Genomic DNA, 19,326 nt, shown 5'->3' with positions numbered 1-19,326 from the left:
GGATACGGGGGCAACGGCGGATACGGGGCGGGCGGCGGCCATCCGGCCGGGGGAGCCTGCGGCTGAAGCCGGGACAACTCCCGCCGGTGACGCTCGGCGAGAACAGCCGCCAGCGCCATCGCCGGCGCCGTGCCCGGCGGTGGCGGCGGCGAAATCCTGGACAACACCTCAGCGCCGATCCGGAAGGCCATCTCATCACGCACCTGAGGCGCCAGCTGGGGAGCACGGAAGAGGAACTGCCGGGCCAGCTCGGCCTGCTCGGCGTCCAGCCCGGACAGCTCCAGCGTCGACGCCCACCGCGCCAGCTGCGGCGGCATCAGCGGGGGAGCCGGCAGCCGCGGCGCACGCTCGGTGATGACCACCGTTCCGGCGAAGATGTCGCCGATGCGCTTGCCCTTCGACGAGATCAGACTGCTGATCACCGCCGGACCCCCGGTCAGCATCCAGATCTCGATGACACCGGCCAGCGCGCGGAACAACGCCTGGCGGAACCGCTCGGGCCCGCCGTCGTCGGAGACCACCCGCAGCCCGAGCGCCATCTTGCCCAACGTCTTACCCCGGGTGGCGGTTTCGAAGATCACCGGATAGCCGACCAGGGCCAGCACCGTGAAGATGATCAGCACCGCGGCCGAGAACGCCGAATCGAACTGGGCCAGCGTGGTCGCCCACAGGATCACCCCGACGATGTAGGCGATGAAGATCACGACGATGTCGATGAGCACCGACAGGGCACGCACCGGCAACTGGGCGATCTGGATGTCGAGCACCACCGCGTCCCCGGTCACCACGGGCTGCTGTGAACCGACCATAGCCGCCAACGCTACTAGCATGGCCGCCGTGGATGTCGATGCGTTCGTCATGGCCAACCGGCCCTCCTGGGATCGCCTCGACCAGCTGGTGAAGCGGCGCCGCAAACTCGACGGCGCCGAAGTCGACGAGCTCGTCGAGCTCTACCAGCGGGTCTCGACGCATCTGTCGATCGTGCGCTCGGCGTCGTCGGACGCGGTCCTGGTGGGGCGGCTGTCCGGGCTGGTCGCACGGGCCAGGTCGGTGGTGACCGGGGCGCACGCCCCGCTGTGGCAGGAGTTCATCCGCTTCTGGACGGTGTCGTTCCCGGTGGTCGCCTACCGAACCTGGCGGTGGTGGCTGGGCTCGGCCGCCGGCTTCTTCGTCGTCGCGGCGGTGATCGCCGCGTGGATCGCCAACAACCCCGAGGTGCAGGCGGCGATAGCCACACCAGAGGAGATCGCGCAGCTGGTCAACAACGACTTCGCGGCCTACTACAGCGAGAACCCCGCGGGGTCGTTCGCGTTGAGCGTGTGGGCGAACAACGCCTGGATCGCGGTGCAGTGCATCGCCTCGGCCATCCTGCTGGGCATCCCCATCCCGTGGGTGCTGTTCAACAACGCGCTGAACCTGGGGCTCAGCGCCGGGCTGATGTTCGGCGCCGGCAAGGGCGACATCTTCCTCGGCCTGATCACCCCGCACGGGCTGATCGAACTCACCGCGGTGTTCCTGGCCGCCGGGGCGGGGATGCGGCTGGGCTGGTCGGCGATCTCCCCGGGCGACCGGCCGCGGGCCCAGGTGCTCGCCGAGCAGGGGCGTGCCGTCATCGCGGTGGCCATCGGACTGGTGGTGGTACTGATTGTGGCCGGCCTCGTGGAGGGCTTCGTGACACCGTCGCCGCTGCCGACATTCGCCCGCGTCGCCATCGGCATCGCCGTCGAACTCGCTTTCCTGGGGTATGTGTTCTATTTCGGCGCCAAGGCGGCGCGGGCCGGGGAGACCGGCGACATCGACAACGCGCCCGACTACGTACCCACGTCCTGACCGGACCTCACAGCCGGCCGGCCGCCTTCATCGCGAGGTAGTGATCGGCCAGTGCGGGGGCCAGTTCCTCCGGCGGCGCGTCGACCACATCGACACCCCGTCCCCGCAACCGGGAGGCCACCGAGCTGCGGTCGTGGCGGGCGCGTTCGGCGGCCGCGGCGTCGTAGACGGCGACGGCATCGGCGCGTCCGGCCGCCAGCGCCTCCACCCGTGGGTCCGAGACCGCAGCCAGCAACACCCGGTGCTTGGCCGTCAGCTGCGCAATCACCCCGAACAGCCCTTCGTCGATCGCCGAGGCGTTCAGGTCGGTCAACAGCACCACCAGCGCGCTGCGGCGCACCCGTCGCTGCACCGTGGCGACCATCGACCGGGCATCCGACTCGACCAGCGCAGGCTCGAGCGGGGCCATCGCGTCGACCAGATGTGCCAACAGCTCGGTGCGTGAGGCGCTGAACACCCCGGCCCGGGTCACCCGGTCGTGGGCGAGGAAATCGACGTGGTCACCGGCGCGGGCGGCCAGCGCGGCGAGCAGCAGCGCGGCGTCCATCGACCAGTCCAGCCTGGGCCACCCGCCGGGGTCCGACATGGTCGGATCCACCCCGACCCGCCCCGCCGACGTCCTGCCGGTGTCCAGCACGATCACCACCCGGCGGTCCCGTTCCGGCCGCCAGGTGCGCACCACGACGTCGGCTCTGCGGGCGGTGGCGCGCCAGTCGATCGAGCGGATGTCGTCGCCGACGACATACTCGCGCAGCGAATCGAATTCGGTGCCCTGGCCACGGATCAGCACCGGAGTCATCCCTTCGAGTTCGCGCAGCCGCGCCAGCCGCGACGGCAGATGCTTACGGGACAGGAACGGTGGCAGGATCCGGATCTGCCAGGGCACCTCGTGTGAACACTGACGCCCGGCCAAACCCAGCGGGCCCACCGACCGGGCGGTCACCAGCGCCGAGACCTGATCGCCGCGGCGCACCGGACGCAGCTCGGTCTCGGTCCGGATCCGTTGCCCGGCGGCAATGTTCACCGGATGGGTGCGTGGCTGAGCGCGGGCGCTGGGCGCCCACGCGTCGCGGACGACACCACGGAACCGGGAGCGTCCGTCGTTGCTGACGGTCAAGCCGACGGCCGCCGGCTGTCCCAGCCGCGCGGACTGTTGTCCGCTGCGCTCGAACCGAAGCCTGCGCGGGCTGCCGGCCAGCACCGCGTCGACGACGACGGCTGTCGCCAGCGCGGCCAGCAGGACACCGAAAACCAGGGCAGGGCGTGGTGCCAGCGTGATCGGCACCGCACACAGCAGCGCGACCAACGCGACACGACCGGTGAGAACCACGGGTCGGCGCTAACGCGGCACCGGCACAGCGGCCAGGATGCCGTCGATGACCCCGTCGGCGTTCGCGCCCTCCAGTTCGGCCTCCGGCCGCAGCGCCACCCGATGGCGCAAAGTCGACCGGGCCATCGCCTTGACGTCGTCGGGGGTGACGTAGTTGCGTCCGGACAGCCACGCCCACGAGCGCGACGTGGACAGCAGAGCGGTCGCGCCGCGAGGTGACACACCCAGCTGCAGGGACGGGGACTGCCGGGTCGCCCCGACGATGTCGACGATGTAGCCCAGAACCTCGTCGCCGACGAGCACCCGGCGCACCGCCTCCCGGCCCGCCGCCAACTCCGCCGGGCCGGCGACCGGCCGGACCGACGTCAGGTCACGCGGGTCGAAACCGTGCGCGTGGCGCTGCAGAATCGCGATCTCCTGATCGCGCGGCGGCAGACCCACCTGGAGTTTGAGCAGGAACCGGTCCAGCTGCGCCTCGGGCAGCTGATAGGTGCCCTCGTACTCGATGGGGTTCTGGGTGGCCGCCACGATGAACGGGTCGGGCAGCGGGCGGGGTTCGCCGTCCACGCTGACCTGCCGCTCCTCCATCGCCTCGAGCAGCGCGGCCTGGGTCTTGGGCGGCGTGCGGTTGATCTCGTCGGCCAGCATCAGGTTGGTGAACACCGGCCCGGCGCGGAACTCGAACTCCGCGGTGCGTGCGTCGTAGACCAGCGAGCCGGTCACGTCGCCCGGCATCAGATCCGGGGTGAACTGCACCCGCTTGAAGTCCAGCTGCAACGCTGCCGCCAGGGTGCGCACCAGCAACGTCTTGGCCACGCCGGGCACCCCTTCGAGCAGCACGTGGCCCCGGCACAGCAGGGCGATCACCAGTCCGCTCACCACCGCGTCCTGGCCGACGACCACCTTGGCGATCTCGGCGCGCAGCGCCATCAGCGCGGTGCGGGCGTCCTCGTGCTGGGTGGTCTGAGTCACGACTGTGCGACCTGCCTTTCGATGTCGTCGAGTCCGCGGGCAAGGCTCACCAGGTCGGTGTCGGTGTCCGGTGCCGGCCCGTAGAGAGTATGGGTCACCTGCCGGGGGTCCAGACCGCAGCGCTGGTTGACGGCGTGGGCGACGGCCTGCTGGGTTGCGTTCGGCCCGAGCCCGAGCCGGGGCAGCATGCGGTGCAGGGTCGAGGCCCGCAGCGCTTCGGCGGCGCGATCGCGGGCCCGGTGCGACCGGTACATCCGGCCGCGGCCCTCGACGGTCTCCGAGGCCCGCACCACGACCGGCAGCCGCTCGGCCACCAGGGGGCCGATCCGGCGGACCCGCCACAGCGCCAGCAACACAACGACCAGCACCAACTGCCAGACGAGCCAGGTCACCTGATTCGGGATCAGGTCGAAAAGTCTTGCATCGCCGCCAGATACGTCGGCCTGGCGGGTTTGTGGCGCGTACCAGATGACCCTGGACCGGTCGCCGGCCAGGTTCATCGCCAGCGCGGCGTTGCCCTCCTGGAGCAGTCCGGCGTTGGTCATGAAGTGGGCGCTGCCCACCACCGTGACGGTCCGGTCGCCGGTGGTGTAGCGGGCCAGCGCCCCTTCGTAGCAGCGGGTGACCGGGATTGCGCCGGCCGCTTCGAACGTCTCGGCGCCGTCGAAGCGGACGGTGCCGGCACGGGACGCCGCGCGCAGGTCGCATTCGGGTCGCAGCCCGCCGAACTCGGTGGGGTCGCCGCCCTCGAGTGCGGGAGCAAGCGCCTCGCGGGTGGTGCCCAGCGGTTCCACCAGCAGCCGGTCACCGGGCAGGGCCGCGAGGCGGCCCAACAGGTCCTCGCCGTAGAGGTGATAGGTCTGCGCGGCGAGTAGCAGGGTGTCCGGGCGCGCCTCACGTTCGACGGTGGCCAGATCGTTGACTTCGATGACCGTCACACCCTGCTCGCGCAGCAGGGTCACCAGCGCATGGGCACCGTCGCCGGAGGTGGACTGTGGATCCATCCGCCCGCCCGTTCGCGGCGTGGTGAGGTAGGCGCCGAGGGCGGCCACCGCGACGAGGACCACGACGGCGAGCAGTACCCAACGCAGGCCGCGCCACCGCGCGGTCAGGGTCGAGCCGACCGCTGTCGACGGATCTGTCATCGCACCTCGGCCCAGCTCTGCGGGGCCGCCGGAGTCAGCTCGCCCGGCCCGGCCGCGCCACGGTCACCGAGCCTGCCGTCCAGCGCCGCGACCATCCGGTACCGGTCCTGCGAACCGGGACGCTCGCCGTAGGTGACGTCGTTGAAGGCCTCCGCCACCGCGGTCAGGTCGTCGGCCAGGCCGGGCAGCGCGCGGCCGGCGACGCGGGCCAACTCGGTGGCGGTCCGGCCCGGACCGGGATCGAGCACGCCGTTCTCCTCGAGCTGGCGGGCCACCGCCCGCACCCGGTGGCGGATGGCCGGCGCCCAGTCTTCAGCTGCTGCAAAGCGTTCGGCGGTTGCGCGGTGCTCGGCCGCGCTGAGTTCGTGCTCGTCGAACAACGTGACACGCCCGGCCCGGCTGGTGCGCATGGCCCGGCGGGCGATGCGCACCGCCACGACGACCGCGACCAGCAGCAGCACCACCAGCACCGCCACGGTGAACCAACCGCCGGGCAACTCCGCGCCGCGGGCCATCACCCGGTAGAGCAGGTCCTCGATCCAGCGCATGATCTGCTCGCTCAGCGACGGTTTGGGATAGATCGCCTTGGCGAGCTCGTTCTGTGCGGCGTCATGCGCCGCGTCGCGCCCGATGTCGACTTCGGCCACGTCAGCGCTGGCCGGTCAGCCACAGGTCGTCGGTGCTCTCCGGTGCGGCGCCACGGCCGGCTGCCGCACCGGTCTGCAGAACAAGGTCGAAGGCCTCCGACCGGATCCGGCGATCGGTGTACTGCAGCACGATGACCCCGGCGCTGAACGGGCCCGTGACGATCTGACCGAAGGCGCCGCCGACGGAGAACAACACCATCGCCGCCATCGCCGCGGTCGTCGACATGGACTCGCTCAACACGATCTGTCCGCTGATGCTGAACGGGATGGCCACCGCGCCGGCCACCAACTGTGCCACGATCACCGCGAGCAGCCGGATCCCGAACACCCGCCAGAAGTCCCCCTTTATCAGGGTGAACGATCGCTTGATCGCGGAGATGACGTCGCGGCGCTCCAGCACGATCGCCGACGGTGTGAACGCCAGCATCGTGCCGAGGTAGATCAGGCCCGCGATCAGGGCCAGCACCAGCGGCGCGCCGATGAGGAACGCAACGGCGCCGTTGGCGGTGACCGCGACGCCGACGATGACCAGCATCACCAGGCCGATCAGCAGGACCGCGCCGAGGGCTTCCAACACGGTGAACCCGATCAGCGCCCACAGCCGGGGCCGAAGGCGCTGCCAGGACTGTCCGATGGTGATTCCGGCGCCGAACACGGCTCGGCCGATCACGACCGTCAGCATCCCGCTGAGCAGGATCGTCGACAGCGCGGTGGTCAGGGTGGCCGCCAGGCTGGAGGCCATCCAACTGACCAGCACCTCGGTGGAGGCGGTGTCCCCGTCGAGGGACTCGGCCAGGTCGCCGGTGAAGGCGAACGGCCAGAACGACAACAGCAGCGCGATGACCTGCGCGCCCACCACGACGATCGTGGTCAGGCCCAGCGTGGCCTTGGGGTTGGCGCGGATGTAGGCCACCGCGCCGTTGAACATGTCCGACAGTGTCAGCGGCCGCAGCGGGACGACACCGGGCTTGAGCACCGGCGGGCCGTATCCCGGAGGAGCGCCGTAACCCGGCGGCGGACCGTATCCCGGTGGCAGACCGTATCCCGGTGGGGGGCCGTAGCCGGGAGGGGGACCGTAGCCCGGTGGGGGGCCGTACCCGGGAGGCGGACCGTAGCCCGGCGGATACCCCGGATACCCGGGGGGCGGGTAGCCGGGTGGTGGCGCGCCGGGCGCCCCCGGCGTCCCGTAGCCGCCGGTGTCGTTGGTCATGGTCACCATCTTGTCGATCACGGCAACGAATGACAACGTCGGATGCCGTCGGCACGGCCGAGCCCAGCAACGCGCGATACTGGCTGATATGGCGACCGAAATAACCGTGCGGGGCGCGCACACCACGCGCCACCCACCCGAACGGGCCACGGTGCGCGCCACCATCTCCTTCGAGGGGCCGGCGATCGACCCCGTCTACCAGCGGGTGGCCGGCGACCTCGAGATGGTCAGGGCTTCGCTGGACCCGCTGACCGGTGACGGCAAGAGCCCCGTCACGACATGGTCGGCCGACCGGTTGCGCACCTGGTCCAACCGGCCCTGGCACCAGGACGGTGTCCGGCTACCGCTGGTACACCACGCCGCGGTGCGGCTGCAGGTGCAGTTCAGCGACTTCACCGCGCTGTCGGCCTGGATGAGTGAGCAGGTCGCGGGAATCGAGGGCATCCGCATCGACGACGTGGCCTGGGAGCTGACCCCGGCCCGCCGCGACGAACTCCTGCGTGAGGTCCGCGGCCGCGCGGTGCTCGACGCGCAGGCACGCGCCCAGCAGTACGCCGACGCCCTCGGTCTCGGGGAGGTGCAACCGGTGGCGATCGCCGAGCCCGGGATGCTGGCCGGAGCGAGGTCCGACGAACCGGCGGCGATGCCACTGCGTGCCGCGGCCGCCCCGGCCGGCGCCGGGCGCGATGTCGAGCTGGTACCCCGCGATATCGAGCTCACCGGCGCCGTCGACGGGCGTTTCCAGGCCGGCGCCTGACAGTTTTGGTGCCGGGCATCGGGGTACCCCGAACGATTGCGCACCGTTTCACGCCGAAAGGAGGCCCTGTGACTCGAGGCAAAGGTATCTACGACGACGAAGAGGGCTCCGCCGCGTCACGTGCGGCGCGCGAGGCCGAGCAGGAAGGCAAACATCGCGAGGACACCCCGGATGTGGACAAGGACGCCGACGAGCCGACCGCCTGACCGGGACTAGCGGCTGGTGACCGGGTCGCCGCTGCGCTTGGACTCCAACCGGTGCCAGGTCCACCAGAACAGCAGTGCCGCGGCCACCGAACCCGCCGCGGCCAGCCACTGCGATCCCAGGAACAGGTGCCACGCGGTCGGCCTGTCGTTGACGTGCGCCGACGCCGCGTCGAGCACCTGGGCGGTGCCCAGCGTCAGGCTGACCGTCCCCACGGCGCCGACCAGCACGACGAACACCGTGCGTAGCGTGTAGCGGGCCGCGCCCGGGGACACCACCGCGCGGATGCGCCCGGTGCGGGCCAGGAACAGCGATGCCGCGCAGGCCACCACCAGCGCCACCGCGTCGGCGGCCAGCGTGTCCGAGAGCCGGTGAGCCTTGAGAATCACGGTGTACGCGCCGATCCCGACCGCCCAGGACAGCGTGAAGAACATCGCGATACCGCGGAAGCGGTAGGGCACCACGATCAGCGTCGCGAACAACAGCGACATCGCCGCGGTGGTGTGACCGCTGGGCAAGGTGTTCTCCGCATTGACGCCGGTGATCGTGACGAGATCGGGGCGGGTGAGCAGGTGGTACTTGAGCACCTGGGTGACGGCCTGGCTGCCGAGGATGACACCGACCCCGGCGACGGCGAGCCACAGTTGGCGGCGCAGCAACCCGATCACGGCCACGATCACCGCCGCGCTCAGCTGCGAGGTCACCGTGATGGTGTGGAACTGCCGCTCCGCCCAATCGCGCAGTCCAGCGTCGACCTGGTTGGCGCCGAGCATCGCGACGTCTTCGAGGCGCTGGCCGGTCCTGGTCTGAACGGCCACCAGGTAGACGGCGGCACCGAAGAGCAGGGCGGCGACCAGCACCAGGGTCCAGCGGCGGCGGGCCCGGCGCCGGCGTCGGTCGCCGTCGACGACCACGGCCGTTTCGGTGCTCACTGCCACCCGATATCCCTCACATCGCATCGCTGGACGGTGCCCGGACCCTACAACGGTGTGGTCCCCGTGTGTTGCCCGGCGAGGGTCTCCTACCTGTGACGGTTTCTCCGGTATCGGGGCATCGGATCCGTGACCATCATCGTCGGCGCCGACGATGCCGACAAGCGACGCGGCCCCCGTCGGTCGAAACAGGCTGGTCGGCAAGGTTCCGAAAGCTCGGCCACCGGGTGTGGCGGGCAGTAGTGTTAGGCATCCAACTCGCCGGTCGGGGGTGGCTGCCGGAATGAAGGACAGACGGAACCGGCTCCCGGGCGAGGCCAAGCTGATTCGCTGGGGACGCTCGGCCGTCCTGCTGGTGCTGCTCGTGGCTGCCCTCGATTGGATCGGCTGGGCCGCCGGAATCGACGGGCTGACGCGGATCGTATCCACCTGGCCGCAGATGACGCCCTGGACGGCGCTGTGGCTGGCCGGTCTCGGGGCCGCGGTGTTGGCACAATCCAACGCTGCGGCGTCCGGTTGGCTGTGGGCCGGGCGCGGCGCGGCGGCCGCCGTCGGCGTCACCGCCGTCGTCGTCCTCGCCGAATACCTGACCGGCAAGGACTTCGGCATCGACCTGATCTGGTTCGGCGAATCGGTGCTCGAACTGCAGGAGAGTTGGCCGGGCCGGCCCAGCCCGCTGACTGCTCTGGCCACCTTGCTGCTGTCCTGCACCGTGGTGTGGCCGCCGACGAATCGGCCGATTGTCCGCACCGTGTGGACTGCGGCTGTCCTCGGCGGGCTCACGATTCCGGGCATCGCGATCTTGTCCTATGTTTTCGACGCCGTTTCGCTGGTGGCGGTTGCGGAGTCGACCGGAATGGCCATCGGCACCGCGGTGTGCCTGGCGTTGCTGAGCGGGGCGGCGTTGATACTGCGGCCCGATGGGGCGCCGAGAGCCTGGATTCTCACCGAATCCAATCGCGGACCGCTGATTCGGCTGGGTGTGGTCGTGGCCAGCTTTCCGATCCTGGTTGGCATGTCGTGGCGGGTACTGCTCGCGCTCGGGGTGGGCGAACGTGAGGGGCTCATTCTGTCGACGACGGCCGGCACCATCGTGGTCGGCACCGTCGCGGTCTCCTACACCCGACGCGTCGCGGATCTCGCCGGGCGGCTTCAGCAGCAGAGCGACCAGTTGACGACGGAACTGCACAGCGCCGCCATCTATGTGGCGTCGATCCTGCCCCGCGATCTCGACGGCCCGGTCACCGTGACGTCGCGCTACCTGCCGTCGCTGGAACTCGGCGGCGATTGTTTCGATCACCGCTGGATCGATGACGACCACCTGGTCGTGTATCTGATCGATGTGTCCGGCCACGGCATCGAACCGGCTCTGCTGGCCGTCTCCGCGCACAATCTGTTGCGTTCGGGCTCGATTCACACCGAGACGCTCCTGGAACCCGCCGCCGTCCTCGCCGAGCTCAACGGCCTGTTCCATATGGAGCAGCACAACGACAGGTATTTCACCATGTGGTACGGCGTCTACGACGCCTCCACGCGCATGCTGCGCTATGCCAGTGCCGGCTCGCCGCCGGCGCTCGCGTTCACCTCCGACGGGGACGACGCGGTCACGGTCGCCGCGCTGTCCACCCCCGCGGCGCCGGTCGGGATGTTCGACGAAACCGAGTTCACCTCGCAGGCGTTCCCGGTACCTCGTGGATGCCGATTCCTGCTCTACAGCGACGGGGCGAGCGAACTGCAGCTCACCGACGGCAGGCAACTGTCTCCGAGCGGATTCCGGTTTCGGGTCACCGAATGGGCCAGATCGGCGGGCTGGTCGCTCGATGAACTCATCGACCAGCTGCGCGCTGTGACGATCGACGGGACGTTCGAGGACGACTGCTCGATGGTGCTGGTGACTTTTCACTGAACACCGCACCGAGGTCAAGGACTGCACAATGGGCGCCATGAGGTATCAGCCGAGTCTGTCGGCGACGGTTTCGCAGGAACCGGTGGGCAGTGTGGCGGTGGTCGATCTGGAGTCGGCCTGCGAGCTGTACGGCCGCGACATGGTGCCGTTTCCGTTGGGGCGCACTCGGCCGGTCGGGTCGTTGTGGCTGGCCACCAGGGGCGTCCAGCCGATCGAGGACCGGCTGAACGCCGGGGATCTTCGAGGCGTTCGAGGGTGGCTGGAAGCCCTGCTGCGACCGGACGTGTGCGTTGAGTGCCGCGTGCACTGGATCGCCGGGGACAGGCCGGACCTTCGTCTGCACGGTGTGCGGGTGGACGGATCGGCTTTTGTTGCGGTGCAGGGCAGTGACAGTGACGGCGTCGACGTCGTCGACGTCTACGCGGTGTCGCCGCAGGAGCTGGGTGCCGTGGTCGCCGACTCCGCCGGGCTGGTCGGTGCGGGTGCCCACCAGCGCATCGCGGTCACGCGCCGGGACGATCGGGTTCCCGACGCCGCTGAGATCCCGGACGGAAACGACGATCTCAGCTTCCTGGCCGACCACGTCAGCCACCCCGACCCGGTGGTGGCCGTTGTCGACGAGCGCGATGTGGTGGCGACCGGGACCGTGCAGTCGCGGACCGAGCCGGCACGGCATTGGGGTGTCGATCCCAATCGCGGCATCCTGCAGTGGGTCCAGGTCGACGGCGACGGCGACTACATCTACGAAATCGATGGTGACGGTTACGCCGAACCGTTCGACGCCGTGATGCTGCGCAGTTGGATCGAGGGATTCATCGCCGATGACCTGGAGGCCCTGCGTTCGCGCCGCGGACCGGGGTGATTGCGGGGCCGCGAGGCCGGGGTTATCTTCCAGCTCCGTTCTGCATGAGCGTCATTCGACGGTGAACCTCTCATCGTCGAGACGTTGCAGGCCGCGGCTGTCGACGAGCTCCTGGCGGTATTCGGGGTGTTGCCAATAGAAACGCACCCATTCCCGAAGAGCGTCGCTGTTGCCGGTGATGGCGTCGGCGATCAACATGGCGGTCCGTCCTTTGGGCAGGACAAACACGATCACTTTGTTGAAGGGCTTGCTGCCTCGCGGCCGATGATCAAGGATCTGCTCGATCTCATCCCAGGTGCCCCGCCGGAATGTCCCCCATTGGCCGTTCCATACTTCGAAGCCGTCCGGATCGAGACGCAGATGGCCTCCACTTCGGTGCTTGACCATCCGGTACAAGGTTGGTGCGCCGAACGCGACCAGGGCGACGCAACCAAGAGGAAATATTGTCCGCATTACTCCCGTCGGGACATAGTCGACCATCCCAAGGGGCGCGAGGAGCAGGTATAGCCCAGCGGCGATGGATACTGCCGAGGTCGCAGCAATCAATGAAACGTCCGAGACCTTGTCAGGCTGGAGAAGCGTTCCCGCCGGGCCGCTTTCAGTTCTCGGCCGCGCTCCCCCTGAAATGGAATAGAGGAAGTAGACGGCGAAACCGAACGCCCATACCGTTAGCACGAGAACGATCAGGGCCGTCAGATAGCTTCCGCGAAGCAGCCACGCTCCGGCCCACACGCCGGCCGATATTCCGAGACCAGCGAGCACAACTGAGATCACGATCGCTCGGCTGGAGCCTGTCATCGCGGACAAAACGTGTTGCCGATCCAATTGCCGAGCGCCTGACCTCCGCCAGAAGCCGCGAGAGCCACCGCGAAGGCCACCCCTGGCCCTGCCCCCGAAGTCGCCATTCCGGCAAGGACACCCGATGTGACCGAGGCGGCCCCCTCAGCTGTGGCAACGCATCGTTCGAACCCGGAATCTGCGACCGCGATGTCCCAAAGCGCAGTCGTGACACCGACAGCTGGGCCCCCGTACTTGGCGCCGACCCTGATGTGGTCGCTTGCCTCATCGGCAAGCCACGGGATACCGCGGTCAGCTTGCTCCTCCAAACCGCTGAAGGCGGCACCGGTGGTGCTGAGGATGGGGTGATTGAACAGATCCAGTCGAACGTCCGCCGGAGGGCGACCCGGCGTGGTGACTGTGGCGCTCCTACTCCCATTGGGGCGTTCGATGAGCGTGACGCGGGTGCCATTGGCCATTTCAACGTATGTCACATGCGCATTGGCCATGCCGTCCCGCGCCCAATCTTCGTAGGTGACCGAGCTGCTTCTGGAGATGAGGTTGCCGTCCTTGTCGAAATACTCTTCGGTGATGGCCGGGCTTCGATCCGAGAAGGATGAAGTGGCATTGACGGTCTTGACGTGCTTGCTGCCGTCCTGCATGTGGTAAGTCGTCGTTGTGTACCACTCCTCGCCGGTGTCGGGGTTGTAGTGCGTTTCCTCGTCGATATCCCGAATTGTTTGCGACATGTCGGCGTCCCGGAGCATGGCCTGCTGCAGAAAACCGACCGGGTTCGAGGGGTTGGGCACTTCGTCAGCGGGCCGCTCGGCGCCCGGCGCCAGCATGCCATCCAGGCCGGTGGGGTCGGGCACCTCGAACCCGAGTTCGGTGGCTGCGCTGCTCACGTTCGCGGCGGTCTCGTCGTCGGCGGCGCCGACCGCCAACAGCAGCGTGTTGACCGTGATCTGTTCGGTCTGGGCGCGCCTCTCGAGTGCGGCCGCCTCTTCGGCCGTCATCTGCGCTCCGGTGATCAGAACCACCCACTGATCGCTGACGTGCAGCTGACCGCTCATGTCGATCTCGTCTGCCTTGTCGAGCAGCGCGGTCCGCGCACCACCGATGGAGTCGGCGCCTTTGGTGAACGCGTCGCCGATCGCCGTCGTGCCCCTGGAGAAGGTGCCGGTTTCGCCCTCCGCCCGCTCGAACATCTGGACCGCCGCTTCATGAGCGTCCCCGGACCATGCCTTGGTGTCCGGCATGGTTGCGATGTTGGTGCTCATCGATGTCACCGAATTGTGGACGGCGTTGCCGGCGTCCACGATGGCCTTGCCGGTGGCGGTCAGCGACTCGGGGCTCCAGCCTTCCAGCCGGGAACGGGACGGCAGCACGGGTCAGAAGATCCCCTCGAAGCTGCCGGCCAGATCCTCGTCGGTCACCTCATAGGCGTTGCCCGCGCCGCGCACCGCCGCCCCCATGTCGGCGACGTGGGCGGCGATCTGGTCGACAACCTCTGTCACGTGAGCGCCGACAAGGCGCGCCGCCCACTGGGTCGTCGATCCGTCCAGGCCGTCGGCGGCCGTGGTGACCCTGGTCCCGACGTCGGCCTCACGGATCACCCCCGAGGCGATGTCGACCTGGCCGGCGAAGGCGCGCAGAACCTCCGGGTCGACTTGCATGGCACCCCCCGTCCGCCGATCGACTCCACGGTCCGGAGAAAAGCCTAGCCGAGCCCGGCGGTGCCACCCGTCACCAATTTTCGGCTTTCCGGAATCCCACCGGACGGCAAGAAGGCCCCGACCGGAAGAACCAGTCAGGGCCTCTCACCTGCTACGACGTGAGTCGGGGTGGCGGGATTCGAACCCACGACCTCTTCGTCCCGAACGAAGCGCGCTACCAAGCTGCGCCACACCCCGCGTGAAGCCACGACAGCGTATCGCACCGGGTGAGGTTGAAGCCAAACGCGCAGCACCGGTCCGCGACACGCCGTGGGATGGACCGGGGTTGTCGGTGGCGTTATGCACACTGAGAAACACGATCGACGGAATCGAGGCGTCACATGACTGGGTTAGGCGCATCGCTCTACCTGGGCTTCTTCGCGCTGGCCGCGCTGTGGCTGTTCCTGACCTCCGACGGTCCGCTCACCCGCGGCTCCGGGGATCAGGGCCAGCGGCCCGACCGCTCGAACTCGGCCAGCACACCGGCCGACTCCGACGGGTCGAGCCCGTGGCTGGTCAGCCATTCATCGCTGAAATAGGTCTCGGTGTAGCGGTCACCGCTGTCGGCGAGCAGCGTGACGACCGAGCCGCTGCATCCGGTGTCGACCATCTCGGCCAGCAGGCCGAACGCACCCCAGATGTTGGTGCCGGTGGACGGTCCGACCCGGCGGTTGAGTACCCGGCTGACGTGGTGTGCGGCGGCCACCGAACCCGCGTCGGGTACCGACACCATCCGATCCACCACGCCGGGCAGGAACGACGGCTCCACGCGGGGCCGGCCGATGCCTTCGATGCGTGAGGACATCCCGGTCACCACGTCGGGATCCCCGGACAGGTAAGCGGGGTAGAACGCCGAGTTCTCCGGATCCACCACGCACAGCCGGGTGGGGTGGCGACGGTAGCGGATGTAGCGGCCGATCGTCGCGCTGGTGCCGCCGGTGCCTGCACCCACCACGATCCAGTCCGGGACCGGGTGGGTTTCCTGGCCCATCTGCTGATAGATCGACTCGGCGATGTTGTTGTTGCCCCGCCAGTCGGTGGCCCGCTCGGCGTTGGTGAACTGATCGAGGTAGTGCCCGCCGGTCGCCTCGGCCAGCCGCTGAGCCTCGTCATACACCTGCGCCGACTCGGTGACGAAATGGCAGGTGCCGCCCTGTGATTCGATCAGTTTGACCTTGGCCGCGCTCGTCGAGCGCGGCATCACCGCGATGAAGGGCACCCCGATCAGATCGGCGAAGTAGGCCTCGGAGACCGCGGTCGACCCGGAGGACGCCTCGATGACGGTGGTGTCGGAGTTGATCCATCCGTTGCACAGCCCGTAGAGGAACAGCGACCGGGCCAGGCGGTGCTTGAGGCTGCCGGTGATATGGGTCGACTCGTCCTTCAGGTACAGCGTCACCCCGGCCTCGGCGGCCCAACGTGGCAACGGGTAACGCAGCAGGTGAGTGTCTGCGCTGCGTCTGGCGTCGGCCTCGATCAGCCGCACCGCGTTGTCCACCCACGCGCGGGACTGGCGGCAGGCCGACACGGCCGGTTGGCTCACCGTGCCGACACGGTCGGATGCGACTGCCCCTCGCGCGTCTCGATATCCGATCCGCCGGTCGGGGCGGCCACCAAGGTCAGCAGCGTCGCCTCCGGGCGGCAGCAGAACCGCAGCGGCGCGAACGGCGAGGTGCCGATGCCCGCCGACACGTGCAGCTGGGTGTGGGCACCCCACTGCGACGGCCCCTTGGCGCGGGAGCGGTCGAGTTCACAGTTGGTCACGATGGCCCCGTAGAACGGCAGGCACAGCTGCCCGCCGTGGGTGTGGCCGGCCATCACGAGCTGGTAGCCGTCGGCGGCGAACTGGTCCAGCACGCGCGGTTCCGGGGAGTGCGTGAGCCCGAGCGTCAGATTGGCCGCCGCGTTGGCCGGGCCGGCGATGGTGGCGTAGCGGTCGCGGGTCAGATGCGGATCGTCGACCCCGGCCGCTGCGATGTGCAATCCGGCGACCTCGAACTCGCGCCGGGTGTGGGTCATGTCCAGCCAGCCGCGCTCGGTGAACGCGGCGCGCAGGTCCTGCCAGGGCAGCGGCTCACCGTGGATCCGGTGGCTGGGGTTGGTGAGGTAGTTCGCCGGATTCTTCAGTTTCGGCGCGAAGTAGTCGTTGCTGCCGAAGACGAACACACCGGGCAGCGACAGCAGGTCACCGAGGGCCTGCACGACGGCCGGCACCGCCTTGGGGTGGGCCAGGTTGTCGCCGGTGTTGACGACCAGGTCGGGCTGCCAGCCGGCCAGATCACGCAACCAGGCCTGCTTGCGGCGCTGCGTCGGCCGCATGTGGATGTCGCTGATGTGCAGCACCTTCAGCGGCGATGAGCCGGGGGTGAGCACCGGCATCGTCGCCTCGCGCACCACGAATGCATTGCGTTCGATCACCGACGCGTACCCGATTCCGGCCACCAGCGTGCCCAGCGAAGCGGCGGCGGTGGACTTCAGCAGTGTTCCAGGTGAGGCGACAACCATGAACGCAGCCTACTGCCACCGCCGCAGCAGCACAGGGCGTCGGTCCCCGACCGGCTCAGCCCGGCGGTGGTGGGGCCGGCGGCGGTGGCGGCCCCAGCACCGGCACCGTGATCGGCGGCAGACCCGGGATCTCGATCACCGTCTGGCCGACCGGGGGCGGACCGCCCGGCGGCGGGGCACCCGGCGGTGGTGGCGGCGGAGCCGGCGGGATGCCGTTGGACACCTGGATCGTGATGATCGATCCGGGGATGGTCTGGCCGCTCGGGGAGGTCCCGACCACGGCGCCCTGCCGCGAGGTGCTGTTGACCGGTGTGGCCTGGTCAGCGACCTGGAAGCCGGCCTCGCGCAGCCGCTGCCGCGCAGTGTCGAGTCCCATTCCCGCGACGCTGGGCACCCGCGAGCCCGGACCGCCGTCCACGAAGCGGGGGTCGGTCGGGGGCAGGACGACCTCACCGAAGTTGGTCGCGATCGGATTCATCGCGGTGAACCACGTCCGGGCGGGTTCGTTGCCGCCGAAGAGGTTTCCGTTGCCGCACTGTCGCAGCGGGAACGAGCACAGCTCACCGGGCGAGGTCGAGTCGTCGTAGATGTAGTTGGCCGCGGCCAGCTGGTTGGTGAACCCCAGGAAGCCCGCCGAGCGGTGCGCCTCGGTGGTGCCGGTCTTGCCCGACATCGGCAGACTCCAGCCGACCGAGCCCGCCGCGCCCGCAGCAGTGCCGGAACCCCGGTCGTCCTCGCTCATCGCCACCGAAAGAGTGTTGGCGAGCCCTTCGGGCACCACCTGCTCGCAGGTCTCGGTGGTGACCGCGACCTCCTCGCCGGTCCGGTCGAAAACCGCCTCGATCGGGCTCGGCGGGCACCACACGCCGGCCGAGGCAAGGGTGGCGGCCACGTTGGACAACTCCAGCGCGTTGACCTCGATCGGCCCCAACGTGAACGAGCCGAGGTTCTGCCGCTTCACCCAGTCGGCGAGGCTCTCGTTGCTGTCCGGGTCGTAGTCGCGTGCGGTGCCGGGCAGGGCGTAGGACCGCAGCCCCAGCTTGACCGCCATGTCGACGGTGCGCTGCACCCCGACCTGCGCGATGAGTTTGGCGAACGCGGTGTTCGGCGAGGTCGCCAACGCCTGGGTGACGCTCATCGAGCCCCGGTAGTTGCCGGCGTTCTGCACGCACCACGTCTCGGGCGGGCATCCGCGTGCACCGCCCGTTCCCAGGCCCTTGGCCTCGAACCGCGAGGGCGCGTCGAGTTGGGCGTTGATGCCCATGCCCATCTCCAGCGCCGCGGCAGTGGTGAACACCTTGAAGATCGAGCCGGCGCCGTCGCCGACCAGTGAGAAGGGCTGCGGCTGCATGGTCTCGCCGGCGTCGAGGTCCAGTCCGTAGGTCCGGTTGCTGGCCATCGCGAGCACCGGATGGGACTCCTGCCCGGGACGGATCACGCTCATCACACTGGCCACGCCCTGTGCGTCGGGGGAGGCGATGCCGTCGATCGCGGATTTCACCGAACCTTGCACAACGGGGTCCAACGTCGTCCTGATCAGGTAGCCGCCCTTGGCGACCTGGTCCTTGCTGAGCCCGGCGCGGGCCAGGTAGTCCAGCGCGTAGTCGCAGAAGAAGGCCCGGTCGCCGGCGGCGATGCAGCCCCGCGGCAGCTCCTTGGGCTGCGGCAGCACACCCAGCGGCTGATTGCGGGCCTCACGCAACTCGTCGGCGTACTCGGGCAGGTTCTCGATCATCGTGTCGAGCACCACGTTGCGGCGGGCCAGCGCGCCGTCGGGGTTGGTGTAGGGGTTCAGCGTGCTCGTCGACTGCACCATGCCGGCCAGCAGCGCCGCCTGCTGCCAGTTCAGTTCGGAGGCGTCGACACCGAAGTAGGTCTGGGCGGCGTCCTGCACCCCGAACGAACCGTTGCCGAACGACACCAGGTTCAGGTAGCGGGTCAGGATCTCGGGCTTGGTGAACGTCTTGTCCAGGGTCAGCGCCATCCGGATCTCGCGCAGCTTGCGTGCCGGGGTGACCTCGATCGCGGCGCGCTTCTCCGCATCGGTCTGGGCGATGACCAACAGCTGGTAGTTCTTCACGTACTGCTGCTCGATCGTCGACCCGCCACGGGTGTCGAGGTTGCCCGACAGATATCCGGACAAACCGGTCAGCGTGCCCTGCCAGTCGACACCGTTGTGCTCGGCAAATCTCTTGTCCTCGATCGAGACGATCGCCAGTTTCATCGTGTTGGCGATCTGATCGCTGGGCACCTCGAAGCGTCGCTGGGTGTACAGCCACGCGATCGGGTTGCCCTCGGCGTCGACCATCGTCGACACCTGCGGCACCTCGCCCTCGACCAGTTGCGCCGAGCCGTTGGCAACGACGTCGGACGCGCGGTTGGACATCAGCCCGATGCCGCCGACGACCGGAAACATCAGACCGGCGGCCACCACACTGGCCAGCAGGACGCACCAGGCGAGCTTGATGACCGTGACCGTCCGCGGCGGCGGCGGGGTCGGGGGCTGCTCCGGCATGAGTACAGCGTAGCGACGA

General features: G+C 69.1%; 18 protein-coding genes and 1 tRNA gene. 5 read left to right on the top strand and 14 right to left on the bottom strand.

Going from position 1 to position 19,326, the window contains the following annotated elements; genetic code table 11:
- Positions 1-809: RDD family protein (locus ACXAID_RS11620; RefSeq protein WP_475022354.1), on the bottom strand; the 809-nt coding region annotated here is incomplete at its 3' end.
- A 28-nt stretch (positions 810-837) separates the two neighbouring features.
- On the opposite strand from ACXAID_RS11620, the gene ACXAID_RS11615 reads away from it, so the two are divergent.
- Positions 838-1,830, top strand: a complete 993-nt coding sequence (locus ACXAID_RS11615) for a stage II sporulation protein M (RefSeq protein ID WP_475022361.1) — start codon at positions 838-840, stop codon at positions 1,828-1,830.
- 7 nt (positions 1,831-1,837) lie between these two features.
- Here ACXAID_RS11615 and ACXAID_RS11610 read toward each other — a convergent pair whose 3' ends face one another.
- From ACXAID_RS11610 to ACXAID_RS11590, 5 genes are read right to left on the bottom strand one after another with little or no spacing between them, the layout of a single operon-like run.
- Entirely contained in the window at positions 1,838-3,160 is a 1,323-nt protein-coding gene (locus ACXAID_RS11610) for a DUF58 domain-containing protein (protein ID WP_475022353.1), read from the bottom strand.
- Between the two features lie 9 nt (positions 3,161-3,169).
- Positions 3,170-4,090 (bottom strand): AAA family ATPase, encoded by a 921-nt coding sequence (locus tag ACXAID_RS11605; RefSeq protein ID WP_475022360.1) that lies wholly within the window; start codon positions 4,088-4,090, stop codon positions 3,170-3,172.
- A gap of 38 nt (positions 4,091-4,128) precedes the next feature.
- Entirely contained in the window at positions 4,129-5,277 is a 1,149-nt protein-coding gene (locus tag ACXAID_RS11600; protein WP_475022352.1) for a DUF4350 domain-containing protein, read from the bottom strand.
- Entirely contained in the window at positions 5,274-5,924 is a 651-nt protein-coding gene (locus tag ACXAID_RS11595) for a DUF4129 domain-containing protein (protein WP_475022351.1), read from the bottom strand. The genes ACXAID_RS11600 and ACXAID_RS11595 overlap by 4 nt, the downstream gene beginning before the upstream one ends.
- Position 5,925: 1 nt before the next feature.
- Positions 5,926-7,134 carry a DUF7847 domain-containing protein gene (locus ACXAID_RS11590; RefSeq protein WP_475022359.1) on the bottom strand — a complete coding sequence of 403 codons (1,209 nt, stop codon included), beginning with the start codon at positions 7,132-7,134 and terminating at the stop codon, positions 5,926-5,928.
- 88 nt (positions 7,135-7,222) lie between these two features.
- On the opposite strand from ACXAID_RS11590, the gene ACXAID_RS11585 reads away from it, so the two are divergent.
- Entirely contained in the window at positions 7,223-7,891 is a 669-nt protein-coding gene (locus tag ACXAID_RS11585) for an SIMPL domain-containing protein (protein WP_475022350.1), read from the top strand.
- Between the two features lie 68 nt (positions 7,892-7,959).
- Positions 7,960-8,097, top strand: a complete 138-nt coding sequence (locus ACXAID_RS11580) for a hypothetical protein (RefSeq protein WP_475022349.1) — start codon at positions 7,960-7,962, stop codon at positions 8,095-8,097.
- Between the two features lie 6 nt (positions 8,098-8,103).
- Here ACXAID_RS11580 and ACXAID_RS11575 read toward each other — a convergent pair whose 3' ends face one another.
- On the bottom strand, positions 8,104-9,027 hold the full coding sequence (locus ACXAID_RS11575; RefSeq protein ID WP_475022348.1) for a phosphatase PAP2 family protein: 924 nt from the start codon (positions 9,025-9,027) through the stop codon (positions 8,104-8,106).
- A 283-nt stretch (positions 9,028-9,310) separates the two neighbouring features.
- On the opposite strand from ACXAID_RS11575, the gene ACXAID_RS11570 reads away from it, so the two are divergent.
- Together ACXAID_RS11570 and ACXAID_RS11565 are read left to right on the top strand one after the other, a co-directional pair.
- Positions 9,311-10,933 carry a PP2C family protein-serine/threonine phosphatase gene (locus ACXAID_RS11570; RefSeq protein WP_475022347.1) on the top strand — a complete coding sequence of 541 codons (1,623 nt, stop codon included), beginning with the start codon at positions 9,311-9,313 and terminating at the stop codon, positions 10,931-10,933.
- 37 nt (positions 10,934-10,970) lie between these two features.
- Positions 10,971-11,795 (top strand): hypothetical protein, encoded by an 825-nt coding sequence (locus tag ACXAID_RS11565; protein WP_475022346.1) that lies wholly within the window; start codon positions 10,971-10,973, stop codon positions 11,793-11,795.
- Between the two features lie 51 nt (positions 11,796-11,846).
- On the opposite strand, the gene ACXAID_RS11560 is transcribed toward ACXAID_RS11565, so the two are convergent.
- The 7 genes from ACXAID_RS11560 to ponA2 all read right to left on the bottom strand — a co-directional run bounded on the left by ACXAID_RS11560 (position 11,847) and on the right by ponA2 (position 19,307).
- Positions 11,847-12,569, bottom strand: a complete 723-nt coding sequence (locus ACXAID_RS11560) for a hypothetical protein (RefSeq protein ID WP_475022345.1) — start codon at positions 12,567-12,569, stop codon at positions 11,847-11,849.
- A 20-nt stretch (positions 12,570-12,589) separates the two neighbouring features.
- Entirely contained in the window at positions 12,590-13,960 is a 1,371-nt protein-coding gene (locus tag ACXAID_RS11555) for a hypothetical protein (protein WP_475022344.1), read from the bottom strand.
- A 3-nt stretch (positions 13,961-13,963) separates the two neighbouring features.
- A complete protein-coding gene (locus ACXAID_RS11550; protein WP_475022343.1) occupies positions 13,964-14,248 on the bottom strand; it encodes a type VII secretion target in 285 nt (94 codons plus the stop codon).
- Positions 14,249-14,411: 163 nt separating this feature from the next.
- Positions 14,412-14,485 (bottom strand) — tRNA-Pro (locus ACXAID_RS11545).
- Between the two features lie 244 nt (positions 14,486-14,729).
- On the bottom strand, positions 14,730-15,830 hold the full coding sequence (gene cds1 / locus ACXAID_RS11540; protein ID WP_475022342.1) for an L-cysteine desulfhydrase Cds1: 1,101 nt from the start codon (positions 15,828-15,830) through the stop codon (positions 14,730-14,732).
- Positions 15,827-16,792: a metallophosphoesterase gene (locus ACXAID_RS11535; RefSeq protein ID WP_475022341.1), complete on the bottom strand. Its 966-nt coding sequence runs from the start codon at positions 16,790-16,792 to the stop codon at positions 15,827-15,829. Before ACXAID_RS11535 ends, cds1 begins: the two co-directional genes overlap by 4 nt.
- A 55-nt stretch (positions 16,793-16,847) precedes the next feature.
- Positions 16,848-19,307 (bottom strand): transglycosylase/D,D-transpeptidase PonA2, encoded by a 2,460-nt coding sequence (gene ponA2 / locus ACXAID_RS11530; RefSeq protein ID WP_475022340.1) that lies wholly within the window; start codon positions 19,305-19,307, stop codon positions 16,848-16,850.
- Between the last annotated feature and the right edge of the window lie 19 nt (positions 19,308-19,326).

The sequence above is a fragment of the Mycobacterium sp. ABE4_509 genome, assembly GCF_056160785.1.
This window is presented reverse-complemented; position numbering and strand designations above follow the sequence as displayed.

What these genes read in the sequence shown, in the direction of transcription:
- ACXAID_RS11605 (WP_475022360.1), bottom strand. Translation starts at nt 4,090, where the DNA reads ATGGCGCTGCGCGCCGAGATCGCCAAGGTGGTCGTCGGCCAGGACGCG.
- ACXAID_RS11600 (WP_475022352.1), bottom strand. Translation starts at nt 5,277, where the DNA reads ATGACAGATCCGTCGACAGCGGTCGGCTCGACCCTGACCGCGCGGTGG.
- ACXAID_RS11590 (WP_475022359.1), bottom strand. Translation starts at nt 7,134, where the DNA reads ATGACCAACGACACCGGCGGCTACGGGACGCCGGGGGCGCCCGGCGCG.
- ACXAID_RS11585 (WP_475022350.1), top strand. Translation starts at nt 7,223, where the DNA reads ATGGCGACCGAAATAACCGTGCGGGGCGCGCACACCACGCGCCACCCA.
- ACXAID_RS11570 (WP_475022347.1), top strand. Translation starts at nt 9,311, where the DNA reads ATGAAGGACAGACGGAACCGGCTCCCGGGCGAGGCCAAGCTGATTCGC.
- ACXAID_RS11565 (WP_475022346.1), top strand. Translation starts at nt 10,971, where the DNA reads ATGAGGTATCAGCCGAGTCTGTCGGCGACGGTTTCGCAGGAACCGGTG.
- ACXAID_RS11550 (WP_475022343.1), bottom strand. Translation starts at nt 14,248, where the DNA reads ATGCAAGTCGACCCGGAGGTTCTGCGCGCCTTCGCCGGCCAGGTCGAC.
- ACXAID_RS11535 (WP_475022341.1), bottom strand. Translation starts at nt 16,792, where the DNA reads ATGGTTGTCGCCTCACCTGGAACACTGCTGAAGTCCACCGCCGCCGCT.
- ponA2 (WP_475022340.1), bottom strand. Translation starts at nt 19,307, where the DNA reads ATGCCGGAGCAGCCCCCGACCCCGCCGCCGCCGCGGACGGTCACGGTC.